A 19,479-nucleotide genomic window follows, 5' to 3' on the forward strand; every position below is an offset into this window, starting at 1 on the left:
CGCGTCAGCGGCCCGCGGTCCCTGCCGGCCGGGTCAGCGGCCCGCGGTCCCTGCCGGGCTGGAGCCGGGGGCGTCCTCGGTGGGCAGCCCGACGGGGGTGACGTGCGGGGTGCGGCCCGCGGCGGGCCGGCGGCGCCGGTGATCGCCTCGGGTCTCCGCGATCGCCAGGTCCGTGCAGGCCAGAAGGTCCTCCTCGGCCGCCGTGCGGCGCATGCGGTGGGCGGCGCTGCCGTCCGTGAGCGCCCTCTCCGCGAGGTCCCGGACGGTCTCCCAGTCCCCTGCGGCCTCCAGCGCCGGGCGGACGTGCCCCAGCAGGCCCCGGACGACCTGGGCCGCGGAGGCTTCCCGGCGGGTACGGGGATCGACCAGGCGTCCTTCCAGGCCGGAGCGCGCGGCCCGCCAGGCAGCGGCCCGCAGCCATTCGTGCCGGCCACCGCAGGCGGGGCCGTCCGTCCCTGCCAGCCGTTCGCAGGCCTCGGTCACCAGGGCGCGGAAGAGCCCGGCGACGAGCACGACCGTCGTCGCGCGCGGGCAGGCGTCGCAGATGCGCAGTTCGAGGGTCGGCTGGTGGGCCGAGGGCCGTATGTCGTTGTAGATCATGCCCGCGTCACTGATGACGCCCGAGTCGATCAGGCCCTGCACGGCCGCGTCGTACTCGGCGGCGTTCGCGAAGCATCCGACCGGTCCCGCGGTGGGCCAGCGCTGCCACACCATCGTCCGCCAGCTGGCATAGCCGGTGTCGGTACCCAGCCAGAAAGGCGAGCTGGCGGAGAGGGCCAGCAGCACATGCAGCCATGGCGACACCGCGCACATGACGCGTACGGCCAGGTCGCGGTCGGCAGCGTCGACGTGGACGTGGGTTCCGCAGATCAGCTGCTCGTCGGCGATCAGGCGGTACTCGTCGACCATGTGGCGGTAGCGACGGCCGGCCGTGGGGTGCATGTCCGCCACGCGGGCCAGGGGCACCGTTCCGGCGGACACCACGGCCAGGCCGTGACTGGTCGCCGCGGCATCGAGCCGGCGCCTGGTGCTCGTCACGTCGCCGTACAGCTCGTCCAGCGACGCGTGCACGCCGCTGTTCGACTCCACGGTCGCCTGCTGCAATTCGGTCGTGAAGGTGTCTCCGGGCAGCTTCTCCAGCACCGAGTCGGCTCGTGGCACGAGCAGGCCCGTCTCCACCTCGACGATGTGGAACTCCTCTTCCACTCCGATGCGAACGGTCACGACGCTCCTAAGGGTGACGGAGGGACGCTTGGCTGCCTCGCCCCGGCGCCGCCCTCGGTTCGGTGGGCGGCAGGCTGTGCACCTCCGACTTCCCAGCTAGCCCGCCGCTAAGCAGAGACGCTCAACCGAGGCAACCGCATCACAGACGAGCAACCAGAAAATGGGCCTCGCGCACGCCGTGGGCCACAGGCTGCCTCCGGGTGCAGCGCCCACCCGCTCACTGCAAGGTGGGACTCACGGACGGACCTCGGTACAGCGGAAGGACAGGTATGGCGAAGTCGAAGGACTCGTCGGGGCAGAACCAGCCGTCCAAGGGCGACAAGGTGGCATGGCGCAGTCACGGAAGCGAGACCACGGGCACCGTGGAGAAGAAGATCACCGAGCGCACCGAGGCGGCGGGACGCACTGTGGATGCCTCGCCCGACGACCCGCAGTACGAGGTGCGCAGTGACAAATCCGGCCGTACGGCCGTGCACAAGCCGTCTGCCCTCAAGAAGAGGAAGTAGACCGGCGTGGCCGACACCGACCAGCACCGCGAGACCTGGGACGCCTTCCGCGAGCCGGTGAACATGACGCCCTCCACGCTGGAGAAATGGCCGGCGACGGAGGAGAGGTCGTACCCGCGGCCGCATGCCTACAGTGGGACGACGCCCCAGCCCTGACATCCCGAGCGGAGCACACATGAGGTACCCCTCCGCCGGACCGGCAGGCGGTGGCGACGCCTTGTTCGGTCTGGACGCGCTCGACGCCGGTGCGACACCGGCAGAGGGCGGCACGGCCGAGGGCGCCGGCACCAGCGCGCACGGTGCGGAGAAGCGCTCCCTCTTCCGCGACTCACCCGCGGCCCGCCGCCTCCTGCACGTGCGGACCGTCTACGCGGAACCCGCCGCCGCCGCCTCCGCGCGCGGCCGTGAGATCCTCGCCCGCTTCCCGGACGCGGACGTGACCGAGGTGGACTCCCACTGGCGCATCCCGGGACTGCACGGCAACGAGGGCAACGTCGAGCGGTGGGTGCGCGTGAAGGGGGAGACGCTGGTACTGGGTGAGCGCAAGACGCTGACCACGCGGCCCAACGGACGCTCCGCCGACTGGATCGCCCCCGGCGCCTCCAACGGGTGCGCCATGGCCTGCGCCTACTGCTACGTGCCGCGCCGCAAGGGGTACGCCAACCCCATCACCGTCTTCACCAACATCGACGCCATCATCGCCCACCTGGCACGGCACATCGCCCGCCAAGGCCGCAAACCGGAACCCAACCAGTGCGACGAGTCGGCCTGGGTCTACGACATCGGGGAGAACGGCGACTGCTCGGTGGACGCGCTGATCAGCGACAACATCGCCGACCTCGTGCGGTTCTTCCGCCAGTGGCCCGCGGCGAAGGCGTCGTTCGCCACCAAGTTCGTCAATCCCGATCTGCTGACGCTGGACCCGCGGGGCCGGACCCGCATCCGTTTCTCGCTGATGCCCGCGGCGGACTCACGGCTGCTGGACATCCGGACATCACCGGTGGGCGACCGGATCGCCGCCGCGGCGGACTTCCTGGACGCCGGCTACGAGGTGCACTTCAACCTCTCCCCCGTGGTGCTGCGCCCCGGCTGGGAGGAAGCGTGGGCGGAGCTCCTCCGGCATCTCGACGACGTCCTGCCCGACCGGGTCAAACGGCAGGCGGCGAGCGAAGTGATCATGCTGACCCACAACCGGGACCTGCACGAGGTCAATCTCGGCTGGCACCCCCGTGCCGAGGAGGTGCTGTGGCAACCCGCCCTCCAGCAGGGCAAACGCTCCGAGAACGGGGCGATGAACGTCCGCTACACCAACCGGGTCAAGGCCGAGGCCGTGCAGACCTTTCGCGGACTCGTGACGGCCCACGCTCCCTGGCTGCGCATCCGCTACGCCTTCTGAGGGCTTCGGACGCCCACCGCCACATCACCGGCCTGCACCTGGGTACCTCCCCGCAAAGGAGGTTGCGATGTTCGAGGCATCCGATATCCGCGAATGGCGAGGGCACGACGTCGTCGACACGGGCGGTCACAAGATCGGCACGCTGGAGTCGATCTACGTGGACACAAGCACTGACCAGCCCTTCTTCGCCACGGTGACCGTGGGCATGCCCACCCGGCGCCGTCTGGCGTTCGTGCCCCTCGCGGGTGCGACCGTCGGTCCGGGGTACCTGAAGGTCGTCCACAGCAAGGACCGGGTCAAGAAGGCTCCATCGATCGAAACCGACGGGGAGCTGCCCGCCGCCGAGGAACCGGAGGTCTTCGCCCACTACGAGTTGACCTACACACCGGGCGCCGGTGGCGAGCGGCGCCTGGCCCGCCGTTGACCCACCTCAGTCACCGGGAGATCCGATGACCCTGTTCCTGCTCCTGATCCTCGTGGCCATCATCCTGGGCATCATCGGCGTCGCCGTCCATGGCCTGATCTATCTCCTGGTCATCGGCGTCGTCGTCCTCGTCGCCGATCTCGTCTATGCCGCCGTACGATTCCGCCGAGGCGGCAGGAAACACCGCGTCATGCGCTGACGGGCCCCGGCTGCGGCACGAAACGGGGGCACATCGAAGGAATGTGCCCATGGGCCCGCCGATGCGTCGACGCATGACCGGCCCCCCGCCGGTGAACGGCCCGGTCAATCCGGGTGACAACAAGCTGGACTACCTGGTCTCCGATCCCGACTACAGCCGCTCGTCGTGGTCTGGTGGCTGGACGGCAACCGGGTCTTCGCGGACGGACGAGGCGTGGGGAGGCACTGCCACGCCTACCTCATCGTCAATCTCTCGGTGAGCGCCGGGCGGTACCACCCGGCGCGCGTCTGCGCCGTGCCGTCTCGCACCGGGTGACGTCTACCGGTCGGAACCCTGGTGATCGCCCCCTTGCCGGTTCTGCCGCTCCTGCTTCTCCGTATCGACGCCGCGCAGCGGCTCGCCGGCCGCTGTGCCCTGTCCCGGCTGGTACCCCTCGCGGGCGCTCGCCGTCCCCGGAATCGTCCGCTCCCGAGCCTGGCTCTCACCGCCCGAGTGCGCTCCGGGTTCCTCGTCGTCGCGGGCCCGGGCGTACCGGTCGGCGGGCTCGTCGGTGTGGTCCGTCATGGCCGTCCTCCGATCCACTCATGACACGCCCGGGTTCCCTGGCTCCTCCGGGGCAAACGGGTACCGCGGAAGGGCACCCGTCCCACCGGGCGGCCGGGTCATAGGGCAGATCGTCGGGGACGCCCGGGAACGCGTGCGCATAGGTCTCCGGGTCCTTGCGGACCAGCGCGGACTGGTGGCTGCGGTGGAAGGCCGCGTCAACGAGCCACGGCGGCAACTCCCCGGCGGCGGCGAGAGCGGACTCGTCGCGCACGTGCGCGCCCGGCCGGCACGCGGCGTATCCGGCGACCAGTGACGCGGCGCAGCTGTCCTGGTGGCCCTGCTCCCGCCACACCCGGCAGATCTCCAGGCCGTAGCGGACCAGGGCCTCCTCGTAGCCGCGCCACATCCGTACGGCCGGATGTCTGCGCCAGCCGTATCCGGGGACGGTGAGACCGCGCAGCACCTGGAGCGCCTCGACCCGCTGCTTGCCCAGCCGGCGACGGTCCAGTAGGCGCTCATCAGCGGAGCGGCGCCGAAGGACGCGAGTGAGGCGATCTGGAGGTAGTAGCCGGACGTGGCCCATAGATCCGGCAGGAAGACCCGTGCGGTCTGGCGCTGCCGGTCAGATTGACGTCGATGACCCGGCGCCAGGCGGCCGGGTCCGTGGCGGCGAGCGGGCCGCCCTCCGCGACACCGGCGTTGGCGATCACGACCGAGGCAGGACCCAGACTCCGGCGTACCTCACGCGCGGCCCGCCGAAGGGCGTGCAGGTCGGCGTCCGCCTCGACCGCCAGTGCCCGCACCGGCATCCGCGCGGCCAGCTCCTCCAGCAGATCCTTCTCGTGCCCGAGGAGCACCGGCCGCGCTCCCCGCCGGGCCACTTCGCAGGCGAGTGCCGCGCCCAGGCCACGTGCGGCACCTGTCACCACGACGGTCCGGTCTCGCAGGGGACTGCTTCCCACGGGCTCTCCCCTTTCTGTGCGGGGGCGCTCGATACGTGTGCGGAGGCGCTCGACGCGCTCGGGTTCGGGGCGCGGGTCAGGCCTCGGTGGCCGGGGGACGCGCCGTGTGGCCGGGGCGTCCGGGGGTGCGGCGCGCCTCCTTCATCTCGGCCTCGTACAGGTGGTCCCGGCCCTGGGCGAGTTCGGTCACGGCACTGCGTTCCAGCTCGCAGAACGGCCGGTAGTAGGTGTCGTCGTAGGCCTCGACGATCTGGAACGTCCAGTGCCCCGGGATGACGTTGCGGCCGAGGATCTCGGCCTCGACCTTGTCCGCCCACTCGCGGTGCCCGGCCTCGCGCAGCAGCCGTACCGTCCGGTCCAGTTCCAGGTCGGCACCGCCGGTGAGCTGGTGAAAGCTGTACAGATGGCCGCGGGCGCGCTCGATGGTCTCCAGTGCCTTGGACAGAGATCCGAGGGCCTCCACGGTCAGGTCGTCGACACCCTCGGGACGGCGGTGCCGGGCGTCGGGCCCGTCCTCGTACGCGTTCATGGCACTCCCTGGAGGCTGTGGCCGGATACCGTCTGTGCACCTCTTCGGGTCGCACCGGATGACCGGATGCACCTCGGCCGGACGTCTGACCGCATGCGGCCCGGCCGGACCTCTGATCAGTGCTTGCGTCCGGTGCGGTCCCGGCGGGTGAGGACGCGCTGGGCGCCGGCGAGGCCGGGGGCCCGGCGGGCGCGCAGTGCGGCGCGTGCGGCGTTGGCGCCGGGCGCGCCGTGCACGCCTCCGCCGGGGTGGGCTCCGGCGGAGGCGAGGAAGAGGCCCGCCACCGGGGTCTCCGGCCGTCCGGTGCCGGGCACGGGGCGGAAGACGAACTGCTGATGGAGGGCGGTCGTGCCTCCGTTGAGGGCACCGCCCGAGAGGTTGGCGTCGAGTGCCTGGAGGGTGGGCGGCGCGAGCACACGCCGGGCCCGGACCAGAGAGCGGAAGCCCGGCGCGAAGCGCTCCACCTGCCGTTCCACGCGGTCCGCCATGCGCTCCTGATCCGCCGGGCCCCAGTCGCCCCCGATGCCCTCGTCACCGGCGTCCGCCCGGACATCGTGCGGGACATGGGTGTACGCCCAGGCTGCCTCGGTGCCCGCGGGGGATCGCGAGGGGTCCGCGAGGGTCATCTGCCCGAACAGCAGGAAGGGCCGGTCGGGCACCTGGTGCATGGCGATCTGCGCGGCGAAGCGGGTCAGCTCGTCCACGCCGTCGGCCAGGTGGACGGTCCCGGCCCGGCGGGCCTGCTCGGCCTGCCACGGCACCGGGCCGTCCAGCGCCCAGTCCACCTTGAAGGTGGCGAAGTCCCACTGGAAACGCCGCAGGTCCGCCAGCAACTGTGCGGGCAGGTGCTCGGCACCGACCAGTTCCCGGTAGAGGACGGGCACGGCCACATCGGCGAGTACGGCTCGTCGCGCAGGCACCATCTCGCCGGCGGCGGTCCGCACCCCCACGGCACGGTTGCCGCTGATCACGACGCGCTGCACCTGTTCCCCGCAGCGGAGCTCTCCTCCGCGCCGGCGCAGCCGCCGGACCAGGGCCTCGGTCAGCGCGCCGGAACCGCCGACCGGCACCGGGAAACCGTACGTCTGCCCCAGCATCGACATCAGCCAGCCGAAGCCGCCGCTGCCCGCCGACTCGGGAGCGAGATCGGCGTGCAGGGCGTTGCCCGCCAGCAGCAGCCGGCCGCCCTCGCCACGGAACTCCTCCTCCCCCATCCGGCGCACCGGCAGGACCAGCGAGCGGGTGGTGCGCAGGCCGCCCGCCGCGTGCAGCGTCCGCAGCAGCCGCACCGACGCCCTGACCGGCGGGAACGGCGTGAACAAGGCACTGAGCAAGCCCGGACGCAGCGTCTGCCACAGCTCGAACAGACGCCGCCAGGCCGCTCCGTCACCGGGTGCGAACGCCTCGGCGGACGCGGCCGTGACATCGATCCTCCGGTCCAGCACGGCACACCGGCCGTCGGTGAGTGGATGGGCGAGCACGCGTGGCGCGTGGCTCCAGCGCAGCCCGTGGTCCTCCAGGCGGAGCGCGGAGAGTACGGGGGACGCGGCGGCCAGGGGGTAGAAGGAGCTGAAGAGATCGTTGACGAAGTCGGGATGGACCCCTCGGTCGTGACGGACCGCGCCGCCCGGCTCCGGTTGTTCTTCGAGCACCTGGACGCTCCATCCGGCGTCCGCCAGGAGATTGGCGGCCACGAGTCCGTTGGGTCCGGCCCCGATCACCACGGCGTCAGGCACGGCCGGCCCCTGCCGCGGTGTGCCCCTGCCCCGCGGACGGCTCGCGGCGTCCGCTCGGTCCGCCCTCGCAGCACCGGGCGAGCCGGGCGAGCATGGAGCGGTGGCGTATCTGGATCAGCGCCTCGACACCGACGTTGTGGAGCGCGGCCCCGGGCCCCTGGAGCGGATGCTCGTCCACGATGATCAGGCAGTGCTCACCCCACTCGCGCAGCTCGATCGAGAAACGGGCCGTGCCGAGGAATCCCGCGATGATCTCCAGTTCCAGGCGGGACCGCTCCTGGCAGTGCCGTACGACCGTCTCGTTGGCGAGCCGGAGCGGGCCCAGCCGGATCTCGTACGCGATGGACGCGTCCTTCTGCGGCCACTGACCCTGCTTCGGCCGGGAGGTGCCGGTGCCGACCACCCACTCGGCGTACCGATGGCCGTCGGCGAGGACTTCCCAGACCGCGGCGGGTTCCGCCTTGATCACACGATGCCGGACCGCCATGGGTGCCTCCAGGACATGAAGTGCCGATGGGTGTCTCCGGGTGCCCGCCGATGGCGCAGCCCAACCTCAGCGGCCCGGCAGGGGGGCGCGGCGCCGGCTCAGGTGTGTGCCGCGATCACCCGGACGGCTCCGAGTAGGGGGGCTCTCGCCGGGAAGCCGCGAGGGGTACCGGGGCCGGGCCCTTCGGCCGGTCCCTGGACGGCGGGTGCCGTGGCCGATCCCCGAGCGAGCCTCGGCACCCGCCTCAACGTGCCGCCCGAGTGTTCGATCCCCACCCGGCCAGGCCCCGCAGCAGGGCGTTCCGGCCGCGGTCGGGGACGGTCCACAGGGGCACTCCTCGCAGTCCCCAGCGTTCCAGCAGGGCGTCGGCGGCCAGGAAGCCGGTGGTGGCGGCCCGTTCCATGAGCGCCACGGGCAGAGCGGTGCGGACCAGGTCGCCGGCCATCACGAGACCCGGGTCCGGGGTGCGGACGGTCGGCCGGCCGCGGTGGCCGCCCACCGGGAACAGCGGGCAGTCGTCGCGCCATTCGTGGCGGACGTCGACGATCGTGGCCGCACGCGTCTCGGGGTAGACGCGGTGCAGCTGTTCGGTCAGGCGCTTCTCCTCGACGTCCCGGGGCGTCTGCGCCGGTACCGCGTAGGCGTGCAGTTCCAGTACGGACCCGCCGGTGCGTGCGGCCCAGTGGGCGGCCTCGTCCTCCCAGCGTTCCAGCACGCTGAGGTTGTCGAGGGCGGGGAACCCGGCAGTGCCCAGAAAACCCGGCCGGCCGGGGGCCACGGGCCGGTCCAGCCACAGCCGGGTCACCAGGAACGGCGGGGCGTTGCGCAGCCGGGCGATCCGCTCGCGCCACGGGGCGTCGCCCAGCCGGTCCGAGCGGGCGACGACGCGGCGCAGACCGGCGGTGTCCAGAGCGAGGACGACGCTGTCGTGGTAGCGCTCGTCCCGGTCGGTGGTGACCTGGTAGCCGCCGCCCGGCCGCAGCGTGATGTGTTCGACGGCCGTGGAGGTGCGCACGTCGGCGCCGTGCCGCCGGAGGTGGTCGGCCAGTGGGTGCCACAGGGCGGACGGGAAGGACGCCCGCGGTACGTCGAACAGCAATCCCTCCGCGGAGCCGAGGAAGTAGATGTGGAACATCAGCGCCATCTCGGCCGCCGAGAGCTGCCGGGGGTCGGCGAAGAAGCTGCGCGAGAACACCTCGAACGCGAGGTGCCGGGCTTTCTCGGGGAAGCGGACGGCGTCGAGGAAGTCGTGGGCGCTGGTGTGGTCGAGCCGGTCGTAGATCTCCGGGACGCGGACGTCGAGCAGCGGCAGAGCCGCCACCGGGTCCATGCGGCGCAGATCCCGCACGGCGAAGGAGGGGCTGAGCGCGGCGAAGCCGAGCGCGCTCCACGGCGGGGTGCGCGGGACGTGTCGGAAGCTGTCCCGCATGCCGCCGGCGTGCAGCAGCGGGTAGTCGGGCAGGGCGGTCAGTCGTCGCAGGCCGGGGTCGGTACGACGGAGCAGACTGCGCAGGTTGTAGTACTGGCGGAAGAAGGCGTGGAAGCCGCGGCTCATGGTCACCGGGGTGCCGTCCCGCAGCCTGGTCGGCCAGCCGCCGGCGCGCCCGCCGAGATATGGCTGCCGCTCGTACAGCGTCACGGCCACCCCGCGCTCGGCGAGCGCGGTGGCGGCGGCCAGACCGGCGATGCCGCCGCCGACGACGGCGGTCGTGGGGCGGGCGCCGTCGACGCGCCGCTGCCCGGGCCGGGCCGGCAGCAGTCGCGCTCGCCGGTCCCGGCCGGGACGGGCGTCCGGGTGCCCGGCCCTGCTCATCGGGCGGTCTCGGGGCGTCGGGTGGTCTCGGGGCATCGGGCGGTCTCAGGGCGTCGGGCGACGAAGGTGTGGGTGATGCCTGTCTGCCAGCCCGGCAGGGGCAAGGCCCGGACGTGCGCGAAGCCGGCCGCGCGGACGCGGGCGGCGAAGCGGTCGGCGGTGTCGAACTCGAGGACGCTGCGCCACAGATGGCGGTACAGGCCGCCGTCCCCGAGGACGGACGCCGCGGGCTGTACCAGGCCGCGGCACACCACGCTCCACACCGCGCGGTCGAAGCGGCGGCCACTGAGGGTGTACTCGTGCACGGCAAGCCGGCCGCCGGGCACGAGCAGCTCACGGACGCCGGCGAGGACGGCGTCGGGATCGGACACGTTGCGCAGGAGGTAGGCGGCGAAGACCGCGTCGAACGGCCCGCTCACCCCGGCCTCGGCCAGGCACTCCGCGGGGGCCCGCACGAAAGTCACCTCGCCCGCCCAGGGCTTGGCCGCGGCCCGCCGCAGCATGCCGGCGGAGGCGTCGACGGCCGTGATGCGGGCGGCCGGCAGGACGGCGCGGAGCGCGGCCGTCGAGGCGCCGGTGCCGCAGCCGAGGTCCAGCAGGCGCAGGCCCGCCCCATGTCCGGGAAGGCCGAGCCGGCGTACCGAGCGCCGCAGGTGTGCGTGGTAGCCGGGGTTGGCGGCGACGAGCGCGTCGTAGCTGCGGGCGGCGTGGTCGAACGCGGAGGTGAGGTCCTCGTCGCGCAGCAGGGTCATCCGGTCTCCAGGGGCGGTGGTGCGGGTGGGGGCCAGTCGAACGGGAGGCGGGGCAGGACCGGCAGTTCGAGTGCCGAGCGGAGCATCGGGCCGATCGGGGTGCGCAGGCCGACGGCGAGGTCCTCGCGCAGCCGGGTGCGTCCGTCGAGGAAGCGCAGGAGCCGGGGCGCGGGCACCCGGCGGAACAGGTCGCAGAACAGTGCGGGACCGTCGACCCGGCCGCCGGCCAGGGCGCGCAGCAGTACGGCGTCCATGGCGCGGGAGCGGGCGGAGTGGGCGGGAGGCGGCACGGGCCGTCGTCCCCGGCGCAGGGCGGCGGCGACGGCCCGGGTCTGCCGCTGCAGGCCGGCGAAGGTGTAGCCGGTGGCGGGACGGGTGGCACCGCCCGCGGCACCGATACGGAAGACGGAGGCCCCGACCTGCCGTGCCATCGGGGCGTCGGTCATCGGGATGACCCCGGTCTCGGTGGCCAGGACGCGGGTGTCGCCGAGGCGCAGAACGTCGTGGACGTAGTTTCCCACCGCCGCCGCGTATCCGCGGTCGGTGAGGAGCCGGGTGGAGAACTCCGTGTACTCGACCAGTGCTTCGTGCGGTCCGGTGGGCAGGACGTAGCCGAACGACAGGCCGACGGCGGGCTGTGGGGTGCGGAAGTCCATGAGGTCCACGGCGGCGGGGTCGAAGGCCGGCCGTGCGGTGCGGACGAACCAGCCGTGGAAGTGCTGGAGCAGCGTGGTACGGGCGGCGGGCACGCTGCCGAGCGGCCGGGAGTCGAACACCCAGCGGGCGCTGAGCACGTGTGCTGCGCCGTCGGCGTGCCGCAGCCGGACCCGGGCTCCGCCCTCGACGTCCTCGACCGTCTCGACGACGGCCTCCACCCGCCGCACGTTCGGGCTGCGCGCCAGGTCCCGCCCGACCAGGTCCTCGAAGTCGTCGGACCGGATCATCTTGTACCGCAGCGGCGCGAGGTCCCCTTCGATCGGGTCGCCCGTGGGGGGCCGTACCCGCAGGCGCCCCCAGCCGGCCGTCAGCGCGGCGTCGAAGCGCCCGTGACCTGCCTCCCAGAAGCACCAGGTGCGGCGCGGCGGGCGCAGGGGGCCGGGCGGCGCGTCCACCAGGACGACGGACGGCGTCCGCAGCCCCCGTACACGGCCGGCCAGGCGATGGGCCAGCGACAGGCCGGCGGCTCCCCCGCCCAGAACGGCCACCTCCGCCTCGAACACGACGGCTCCTTCCTGCTGCGCGTTCCCGTGCGCGTCGCGCACGATGTGCGGTCGTTCCCGCCCGTGCGCCTCGCTCGCTGTGCGCGTATTCCCGCTCCTGCGCCCGAACGGATGCAGGTCACCCGGGTGCGACACGCATCGGTCACGGCGGGCACGGGTGGTGGAAGGCATGGCCGCAGACGGTCGGCCACGCTTCGGCCGGTGCCGCATCCAGGCCCGGTGGACGCGCCGAAGACGTGGTGACGAACCGCTGTGTGCTCATGACGAGAGGAACCGGGATGTGCCCCACACAGGCGAAGGAACACCATGCGGTCGCGCCGCCGCCCGCCCCGCGCCCGGTTCCCCTCTCGGGATCCCCCGTACGGGCGAGCCCGGACGGGGGAACGGACGAAGCCCGGGGTGCGATCCCCTCGGGCCCGGTCGAGGCGCGTGTGGTCGACGCGGACGTGCCCGCCGCCGTCGGCCGGGTGCTCGATCACGTCCTGGACGACCGCGTCGCCCGGGCCCATGCCCTGGACGCCCTGTTCGCCGAGGAACTGGCCGACCGGGTCGCGTGGTTCACCCGGGCGGGCGGCAAACGCCTGCGCTCACAGCTTCTGTGGTGGACGTTCCGTGCCTGCGGTGGCACCGGGGAGGCGCCGGTGGCGGCGGCCCTGCGGATCGGTGCCGCACTCGAACTGCTCCAGACCTGCGCCCTGGTGCACGACGACCTGATGGACGGCTCGCCACTGCGGCGCGGCCGGCCGGCGCTCCACGCCGATCTGGGCGCCCGGTACGCCGGCTCGGCCTCCCCTAGCCGGGTCGCCCGCTTCGCGGAGGCGGGCGGGCTGCTGGCCGGTGATCTGGCGCTCGCCTGGTCGGACGACCTGGTGGCCGAGACACCGCTCGATCTCCCGGCGGGGCATGTCGTACGCCGGCTGTGGAGCGACCTGCGCACGGAGATGGTGGCAGGTCAGTATCTGGACGCCCAGGGCCAGATCACGGAGTCGTACTCCCTGTCGCGGGCGCTGCGCGCGGCCTGCCTCAAGAGCGGCCGGTACTCCGTCGAGCGGCCCCTGGTGCTGGGCGCCGCGCTGGCGGGTGCGGACGAGGCCACGACGCGCGCGCTGTGCTCGGCCGGCCGCCGCGTCGGGGTGGCCTTCCAACTGCGCGACGACCTGGACGATGTCTTCACCGCCCCCCGGCGGACCGGCAAACCGTGCGGCGGGGACATCCGCGAGGGCAAGCCGACGTGTCTCGTCGCTCTGGCACGGATGCGGGCCGAGGCCACAGGCGACCGGAGTGCGCTGGCCGTACTGCGCGGCTCGCTCGGCGACGCCGGTCTCACCGGGCCGGATCTCGACCGAGTCAGGGAGGTGCTGACCCGGACGGGCGCCCGCGCCGCGGTCGAGGGCTGGATCGGCCGGCTGGTGACCCGGGGTCTGCGTCACCTCGACGGGGCCCGTCTCGAACCCGCCGCCGGGGACCGGCTGCGCCGGCTGCTCACTGCCGCGGCCGGCGGAGCGGCGTCCCACGACGGCAGCTGCCCGCGCCTCGGGCCGACCTCCTACGACACCGACCACCCACACCCCGAACCGACCTCCTACGACAACAACCACCCACACCCCGAACCGACCTCCTACGACAACAACCACCCACACCCCGAACCGACCCACGACGACAGCAACCACCCACACCCCGGACCGGATCCGGCCGTGTCGCCGCCCCCGGCCCCCTCCGGCGCGAAGGAGTCCGGCCGATGAGGCGCACACTGCGCGGACGCACCGACCACGTCGTGGTGGTGGGAGCCGGCCTCGCCGGGCTGTCGGCCGCCCTGCACCTGCTGGGCGCCGGACGCCGCGTCACCGTCGTCGAGCGGGACGTGCTGCCCGGCGGCCGGGCCGGACGCCTCGACCTTGCCGGCTACCGGATCGACACCGGTCCCACCGTGCTGACCATGCCCGACCTTGCCGAGGAGGCCTTCGCGGCCGTCGGCGACAGCCTGCACCGGCGGGTCGAACTGATCCCCCTGCACCCGGCCTACCGGGCCCGCTTCGCGGACGGCAGCACGCTCGACGTGCACACCGACGCCGACGCGATGACGGCGGAGGTGGAGCGCTTCGCCGGTCCGGGTGAGGCGGCCGGTTACCGGAGGCTGCGCGACTGGCTGGGGAGGCTGCACCGGGCGCAGATGCGCCGTTTCATCGACGCGAACTTCGACTCCCCGCTGAATCTGCTGAACGCCGACCTGGCCCGGCTGGCCGCGCTCGGCGGCTTCGGCCGGCTGGACGCCCGGATCGGGCGGTTCCTCGGGGACGAACGGCTGCGCCGGGTCTTCTCGTTCCAGGCGTTGTACGCGGGGGTGCCGCCCGCCCGCGCCCTGGCCGCGTACGCCGTCATCGCCTACATGGACACCGTCGCCGGTGTGTACTTCCCGCGGGGCGGCATGCACGCCCTGCCGCGGGCCATGGCGGACGCCGCCGCCGACGCGGGCGCGGACCTGCGGTACGGGCAGGAGGTGACCCGTCTGGAACGCTCGGGGGACCGCGTCACCGCCGTCGTCACGGACCGGGACCGCATCCCCTGCGACGCCGTCGTCCTCACCCCGGACCTGCCCGTCGCCTACCGGCTCCTCGGCCGCCGGCCCCGGCGCCCGCTGCGACTGCGGCACGCACCGTCCGCCGTGGTGCTGCACGCCGGAACGGACCGCACTTGGCCGCAGCTGGCGCACCACACGCTCTTCTTCGGCGCGGCCTGGCACACCACGTTCACCGAACTCACCCGCGCCGGGAGGCTGATGAGCGATCCGTCGCTGCTCGTCACCCGGCCCACCACCACCGACCCCGGGCTCGCTCCGCCGGGCCGCCATCTGCACTACGTCCTCGCGCCCTGCCCCAACACCGACATCGGACCGGATGCCGTCGCATGGGGCGAACTCGGCCCCCGCTACCGTCGGACGCTGCTGCGGGAGCTTCAACGGCGCGGTCTGGACGGCATCGAGGCCGCCGTCGAGGAGGAGTGTCTCGTCACCCCGGCCACCTGGCAGGCCGCCGGCCACGCCGCGGGGACGCCCTTCTCGGCCGCCCACACCTTTTCCCAGACAGGGCCGTTCCGGCCGCGGAACCTGGTACGGGGCACCGAGAACGCCGTCCTCGCCGGCTGCGGCACCACACCGGGCGTCGGCGTGCCGACCGTGCTGGTGTCCGGCAAGCTCGCCGCCGCACGGATCACCGGCCTGCCGAACCCGGCACCCGCCGTGCCGCACACCGCGCCGGCGCACGGGGAGGCGACCACCGTATGACGGACCGCGAACTGGCCGCGGCGGGGATCGACGACCGGGCGCTGCGCGCGGCATACCGCCACTGCCGTGCTCTCAACGCGCGGCACGGAAAGACGTACTTCCTCGCCACCCGGCTGCTGCCGGTCGAACGCCGACCCGCCGTGCACGCCCTGTACGGCTTCGCCCGCTGGGCCGACGACCTCGTCGACTGTCCCGGCTCCCGCGCCGACACTCGGCGGCAGGCGGCGACTCTGACGGAACTGCGGCGGAGCCTGGAGCAGGGGCTGCGGGACGGGCACAGCCACGAGCCGGTGGTCCTGGCGCTCACCGACACCGCACGCCGTTACGGCATCGAGCACGCGCTGTTCCACGACTTCATGTCCGCGATGAGCGCCGATCTGACCGTGACCGACTACGCCACCTACGCCGACCTGCGCGGCTACATGCACGGCTCGGCCGCGGTGATCGGGCTCCAGATGCTGCCGGTCCTGGGCACGGTCGTGCCGCGCGAGGAGGCCGCGCCGTACGCGGCGGCGTTGGGCGTGGCCTTCCAGCTGAGCAACTTCCTCCGGGATGTCGGCGAGGACCTGGACCGCGGACGCGTCTATCTGCCCGCCGATCTGCTGGCCGGCCATGGAGTGGACCGGGAACTGCTGCGGTGGAGCCGGGACACCGGCCGGCACGAGCCCCGGATCTCGGCCGCGCTGCGCGAGTTCGAGTCGCTGACGCGCGGGGTCTACCGGGAGGCGCTGCCCGGCCTCGGCATGCTGGCGCCGGTGTCGCGCCCGTGTATCCGTACCGCGTTCGTCTTGTACCGGGGCATCCTGGACGCGGTCGCCCAGGACGGTTACGCGGTGTTGCACCGCCGCGCGGTGGTTCCGCGCCGGCGCCGCGCGGTGGTCGCCGGCGACGGCCTGTTGCGGGCGGTCGGCGCGCGACTGCGTGCCGGGCGCCCTGCCCGGCGTCCCGCGGCGGCGCCTGTGCCGCACGCTCCGGCGCACGGCGCATCGTGCCCGCCGGCCGCGAAGGAGGTCAGGTGAACCCCGTCCCGTCCGGCCGGCGCGGCCGTCTTCCGCTGTCGCTGCGCCGGCGGCCGGTGCCGTGGGAGCGCCAGCGGCCCACCTGGCGCGCTGCCAGGCCCGCCGTCATCGCGGAGGCGCTGAAGCGGGCGCAGGGCCGCCCGTCCGGCAACTGGTACGTGGTCGGCGCGTCCTGCGACCTGCGGGAGGACCGCCCGCTCGCCCGGACCGTGGCAGGGCAGGAGGTGGTCGTCTGGCGCGGTCCCGACGGCCGCCTGGCGGGCGGCCCCGGGGTCTGCCCGCACCTCGGCGCACCGCTGCGGGACAGTCCCGTCCGCTGCGGCACCCTGGTGTGCCACTGGCACGGACTGGCTCTGGACGGCACCCCGTACGCGGGCTGGGCTCCGCTGCCGGTGCACGACGACGGCGTCCTGCTGTGGGTACGGCTGGACGAGGTGGGCGGTGAGGCGCCGCTGGACGCACCGGTCGCCGTGCGTCGGCCCGAGCGGGCGCATGCGCTGACAACCGTGTACGCCGGCACGGGAGTCTGCGAGGCCGAGGATGTCGTGGCCAATCGGCTCGACCCGTGGCACGGTGCGTGGTTCCATCCGTATGCGTTCGTCGACCTCGCCGTGGCCGGAACACCCGACGGCTCCGGGAGCGGGGCCGACGACGGCTTCACCGTGGACGTCTCCTTCAAAGTGGCGGGGCGCCTGGTCGTACCGGTCCGGGCGGTGTTCACGGCTCCCGAACCGCGCACGGTCGTCATGCGCATCACCGAGGGTGAGGGCGCGGGTTCCGTGGTCGAGACCCACGCCACACCCCTCGGGCCGGACGAGCTGGGCCGGCCGCGGACCGCGGTGACCGAAGCCGTGCTGGCCGTCTCCGACCGGCCGGGCTTCGCGGTCGCCCGGCGGGCGGCACCCCTGCTGCGGCCGCTCGTCCGCGCGGCCGCGGGGCGCCTGTGGCGAGACGACCTCGCCTACGCCGAACGACGCTGGCGACTGCGCTCCACGGGACGCTTTCCGGGCTGAGCGGAGGGCCGGGCGAAGGCGTGGCACTGCGGGTCCCCACAACGAGCGCGGGGCCGACGCACGCACCTTCATCGCCGGCTCCTCTGCCGGTTCCTCTCTGTCATGGGTGGTGCCCGCTGCCGGGTCGGAGCGGCTTGCCTCGTGCGGCATCATGCGCGACTGTTGCCGCAAGGCATCTGTTCTCCGTCGCAGAGAGGTGGTGGGGCGCGTCCGCGGCGCGTCCCCGCGTGTGTTTGGTTCCAGCGGATACCCCACGGGTCCTCGCGGTGTCGCAGGCGGTCTCGGCGCGGCCTGGGCTGATGCCCCGTACCCGGTGATCGTCGCCGACCGGGGCGGCGGGATGGTCGAACTGAACGCCGCCGCACGGCTGTTGTGGCCGGACGCGGCCCGCGGCGACCGACTGTGCGACACCGTGCCGCCCTGGCTGGCCGAGGCTCACGCGCGGTTGACGAACGACAGTTCCGGCGGCGCGGGACGAACGGCCGGCGCCGTCGCGGACCGGTTCTTCGAAGCCCACCCGACCCCGACGGGCGACGAAGAGGTGGTGTGGTGGCTCGTCGACGACACCGACCGCCGACGTGCGGAGGCGGCCCTGGCCGACGCGCGGCAGCGCTCCGCTCTGCTGGCCGATGTTTCCAGCCAGCTGCTGTCGACGCTGAACGTGACGCGGTGCATGGAGGCCACGGCCCGCATGGCCACCGACCACCTCGCCGAGGCCGCTCTGATCGTCGCCCCGCCGCAGGGTCGCCGCCACCAGCTGACGTACGCGTACCGGGGCGGGCCGGTGACCCGTGTGACCGCGTCGGTCGACGTGCACGACGTGCACGACGTGCCGGGCCTGGCCGAGGCCCTGAATGGGTTCCCGCCCTTGCCGGCGCGCTGGATCAACCCGGCCGACCTGCCCCGCTGGGTGCGGCCTGCGGACTTCTCCGAGCCGGTGGGCTCCGTCATCGTCGCTCCGCTGCCCGGGCACGGTGTGCCGGCCGGCGCGCTCGTTCTGCTGCGTGCCAGCGGCGAACAGGCGTTCAGCGGCGACGAGGAACTCTTCGCCCGGCTCTTCGCCGCCCGGGCCGGGGCCGCCCTGTCGGCCGCGCGTCTGTACACGGAGCAGGCCACCGTCACCGCCACGCTGATGCGGGAACTGCTGCCACCGCGGCTGGAGAGCGTGCACGGAGTGGAGTACGCGGGGGCCTACCGTCCGGCGCGGGACACCGAACGGATCGGCGGGGACTTCTACGACCTCCACCCCGGCGCCGGTCCCGCCGAGGAGACGCTCGTGGCGCTCGGGGACGTGGCCGGAAAGGGCCTGGACGCCGCGGTCATGACCGGGAAGATCCGTAACACCGTGCATGCGCTGCTGCCGCTCGCCGCCGACCACGCACGCATGCTGACCCTGCTCAACAAGGCGTTGCTGTCCTCCCATCACACCCGGTTCGCCACCCTCGTACTGGCCTCCGTCCGCCGTCGCGGCAGCGCGGTGGAGCTGCGCCTGACCAGCGCGGGGCATCTCGCTCCGCTGATCGTCCGCAATGACGGCACCGTCGAGGAGGCCGCCACCCGCGGATCCCTCATCGGCGCCCTGCCCGAGGTCACCGCCGTCACCGCCGAGGTGACGCTGGGCCCCGGGGAGACCTGTCTGCTCTACACCGACGGCGTCACCGAGGCCCGCGGCGGCCCGTTGGGGGAGGACTTGTTCGGCGATCACCGGCTGAAGCGGGTCCTCGCCGAGTGCGCGGGGATGCCCGCCGAGGCGGTCGTCGAGCGGATCCAGATGCTGACCGACCGGTGGGTGGGGCCGGGCAGCCACGACGACATCGCCACCCTCGCGATCGGCGCGCCCCGCACAGCGGATCCGACGGTGGCGGGCGCCCCGGGCCGCACCGACGGCACGACGAAGAAGAGGAGCGGGTGAGCGCTCCCGCGGCGATCAGCGCCGACGGCCTGGTGGACGACCTGTGGCAGGCCGTGACCCAGGGCGAGGAGTACACGGCCGTCGACGTCGTCCAGCGGGCCCGGGCCGAAGGGGTGGACGAAGAGACACTGCTCCTCGACGTGATCGCCGCGGTGCAGGGCCGGATCGGCACCGAGTGGGCCGCCGACCGCCTGACGGTGGCTCAGGAGCACGCCGGGACCGCCATCAACGAACGCCTCCTGCGCCGGACCGGCGCTCTCGCCCAGCTCACCGCCCGGCCGGGCCAGGACGCGGACGCCACCGACGAGAACGCCACCTGACCTGCGGCTGACCGTCGCTCCGGTCCGGCGCCGCGGTCTCCCCGTCGCCCGACGTCAGCAACACTTGTCCTGGGGCAAATCATGGCCCGGACGGGGTAGGAGAACACGCAAAGCCAGGTGGCGTCACGCCACCTGGACACC

At 73.5% G+C, this 19,479-nt stretch carries 19 protein-coding genes and 2 pseudogenes; 11 read left to right on the forward strand and 10 right to left on the reverse strand.

Translation table 11 applies throughout. The features are described 5' to 3' along the window. Positions 1-33: 33 nt before the first annotated feature. Positions 34-1,224 carry a carboxylate-amine ligase gene (locus ACZ7DL_RS35655; protein ID WP_470780725.1) on the reverse strand — a complete coding sequence of 397 codons (1,191 nt, stop codon included), beginning with the start codon at positions 1,222-1,224 and terminating at the stop codon, positions 34-36. 269 nt (positions 1,225-1,493) lie between these two features. Here ACZ7DL_RS35655 and ACZ7DL_RS35660 point away from each other — a divergent pair, with 269 nt between their 5' ends. The 5 genes from ACZ7DL_RS35660 to ACZ7DL_RS35680 all read left to right on the forward strand — a co-directional run bounded on the left by ACZ7DL_RS35660 (position 1,494) and on the right by ACZ7DL_RS35680 (position 3,749). After that, on the forward strand, positions 1,494-1,730 hold the full coding sequence (locus tag ACZ7DL_RS35660) for a hypervirulence associated TUDOR domain-containing protein (protein ID WP_470780726.1): 237 nt from the start codon (positions 1,494-1,496) through the stop codon (positions 1,728-1,730). A 6-nt stretch (positions 1,731-1,736) separates the two neighbouring features. Next, a complete protein-coding gene (locus tag ACZ7DL_RS35665; protein ID WP_470780728.1) occupies positions 1,737-1,886 on the forward strand; it encodes a hypothetical protein in 150 nt (49 codons plus the stop codon). A gap of 19 nt (positions 1,887-1,905) precedes the next feature. Then, complete coding sequence (locus tag ACZ7DL_RS35670) at positions 1,906-3,126, forward strand: spore photoproduct lyase family protein (protein WP_470780730.1); 1,221 nt, start codon at positions 1,906-1,908, stop codon at positions 3,124-3,126. Positions 3,127-3,193: 67 nt separating this feature from the next. Further along, entirely contained in the window at positions 3,194-3,550 is a 357-nt protein-coding gene (locus ACZ7DL_RS35675) for a PRC-barrel domain-containing protein (RefSeq protein WP_470780732.1), read from the forward strand. Between the two features lie 25 nt (positions 3,551-3,575). Beyond that, positions 3,576-3,749: a hypothetical protein gene (locus ACZ7DL_RS35680; protein ID WP_470780734.1), complete on the forward strand. Its 174-nt coding sequence runs from the start codon at positions 3,576-3,578 to the stop codon at positions 3,747-3,749. Between the two features lie 318 nt (positions 3,750-4,067). Here the strand turns inward: ACZ7DL_RS35680 and ACZ7DL_RS35685 are convergent, their stop codons facing one another. The 9 genes and pseudogenes from ACZ7DL_RS35685 to ACZ7DL_RS35725 form a co-directional block, all read right to left on the reverse strand. Then, positions 4,068-4,313 carry a hypothetical protein gene (locus ACZ7DL_RS35685; RefSeq protein WP_470780735.1) on the reverse strand — a complete coding sequence of 82 codons (246 nt, stop codon included), beginning with the start codon at positions 4,311-4,313 and terminating at the stop codon, positions 4,068-4,070. Between the two features lie 100 nt (positions 4,314-4,413). Beyond that, positions 4,414-4,878, reverse strand: a pseudogene (locus ACZ7DL_RS35690) (MSMEG_6728 family protein); the annotation flags it as partial. After that, a pseudogene (locus tag ACZ7DL_RS35695) lies at positions 4,803-5,257 on the reverse strand (SDR family NAD(P)-dependent oxidoreductase); the annotation flags it as partial. The pseudogenes ACZ7DL_RS35695 and ACZ7DL_RS35690, both read right to left, overlap by 76 nt. A gap of 76 nt (positions 5,258-5,333) precedes the next feature. Further along, on the reverse strand, positions 5,334-5,786 hold the full coding sequence (locus tag ACZ7DL_RS35700; protein ID WP_470780736.1) for a hypothetical protein: 453 nt from the start codon (positions 5,784-5,786) through the stop codon (positions 5,334-5,336). 116 nt (positions 5,787-5,902) lie between these two features. Further along, the gene (locus ACZ7DL_RS35705) at positions 5,903-7,522 is read right to left on the reverse strand and encodes a phytoene desaturase family protein (RefSeq protein ID WP_470780737.1); all 1,620 of its coding nucleotides are present in this window, start codon (positions 7,520-7,522) and stop codon (positions 5,903-5,905) included. Then, positions 7,515-8,009, reverse strand: coding sequence for an SRPBCC family protein (locus ACZ7DL_RS35710; protein WP_470780739.1), 495 nt, complete (start codon positions 8,007-8,009; stop codon positions 7,515-7,517). Before ACZ7DL_RS35710 ends, ACZ7DL_RS35705 begins: the two co-directional genes overlap by 8 nt. A 244-nt stretch (positions 8,010-8,253) precedes the next feature. Then, entirely contained in the window at positions 8,254-9,822 is a 1,569-nt protein-coding gene (locus tag ACZ7DL_RS35715) for an FAD-dependent oxidoreductase (protein WP_470780741.1), read from the reverse strand. Beyond that, the gene (locus tag ACZ7DL_RS35720) at positions 9,819-10,574 is read right to left on the reverse strand and encodes a class I SAM-dependent methyltransferase (RefSeq protein WP_470780743.1); all 756 of its coding nucleotides are present in this window, start codon (positions 10,572-10,574) and stop codon (positions 9,819-9,821) included. Before ACZ7DL_RS35720 ends, ACZ7DL_RS35715 begins: the two co-directional genes overlap by 4 nt. Beyond that, on the reverse strand, positions 10,571-11,794 hold the full coding sequence (locus ACZ7DL_RS35725; RefSeq protein ID WP_470780745.1) for a lycopene cyclase family protein: 1,224 nt from the start codon (positions 11,792-11,794) through the stop codon (positions 10,571-10,573). The genes ACZ7DL_RS35720 and ACZ7DL_RS35725 overlap by 4 nt, the downstream gene beginning before the upstream one ends. Before the next feature lie 278 nt (positions 11,795-12,072). On the opposite strand from ACZ7DL_RS35725, the gene ACZ7DL_RS35730 reads away from it, so the two are divergent. The 6 genes from ACZ7DL_RS35730 to ACZ7DL_RS35755 all read left to right on the forward strand — a co-directional run bounded on the left by ACZ7DL_RS35730 (position 12,073) and on the right by ACZ7DL_RS35755 (position 19,338). Next, complete coding sequence (locus tag ACZ7DL_RS35730) at positions 12,073-13,536, forward strand: polyprenyl synthetase family protein (RefSeq protein ID WP_470780746.1); 1,464 nt, start codon at positions 12,073-12,075, stop codon at positions 13,534-13,536. Then, positions 13,533-15,074: a phytoene desaturase family protein gene (gene crtI, locus ACZ7DL_RS35735; RefSeq protein WP_470780748.1), complete on the forward strand. Its 1,542-nt coding sequence runs from the start codon at positions 13,533-13,535 to the stop codon at positions 15,072-15,074. The genes ACZ7DL_RS35730 and crtI overlap by 4 nt, the downstream gene beginning before the upstream one ends. Beyond that, positions 15,071-16,093, forward strand: coding sequence for a phytoene/squalene synthase family protein (locus tag ACZ7DL_RS35740; protein ID WP_470780750.1), 1,023 nt, complete (start codon positions 15,071-15,073; stop codon positions 16,091-16,093). The genes crtI and ACZ7DL_RS35740 overlap by 4 nt, the downstream gene beginning before the upstream one ends. After that, on the forward strand, positions 16,090-17,106 hold the full coding sequence (locus tag ACZ7DL_RS35745; RefSeq protein ID WP_470780752.1) for a DUF5914 domain-containing protein: 1,017 nt from the start codon (positions 16,090-16,092) through the stop codon (positions 17,104-17,106). The genes ACZ7DL_RS35740 and ACZ7DL_RS35745 overlap by 4 nt, the downstream gene beginning before the upstream one ends. 313 nt (positions 17,107-17,419) lie before the next feature. After that, positions 17,420-19,018: a PP2C family protein-serine/threonine phosphatase gene (locus tag ACZ7DL_RS35750; RefSeq protein WP_470780755.1), complete on the forward strand. Its 1,599-nt coding sequence runs from the start codon at positions 17,420-17,422 to the stop codon at positions 19,016-19,018. Then, the gene (locus tag ACZ7DL_RS35755; RefSeq protein ID WP_470780757.1) at positions 19,015-19,338 is read left to right on the forward strand and encodes a B12-binding domain-containing protein; all 324 of its coding nucleotides are present in this window, start codon (positions 19,015-19,017) and stop codon (positions 19,336-19,338) included. The genes ACZ7DL_RS35750 and ACZ7DL_RS35755 overlap by 4 nt, the downstream gene beginning before the upstream one ends. Positions 19,339-19,479 lie beyond the last annotated feature (141 nt).

This window comes from Streptomyces sp. NPDC036984 (assembly GCF_055607665.1).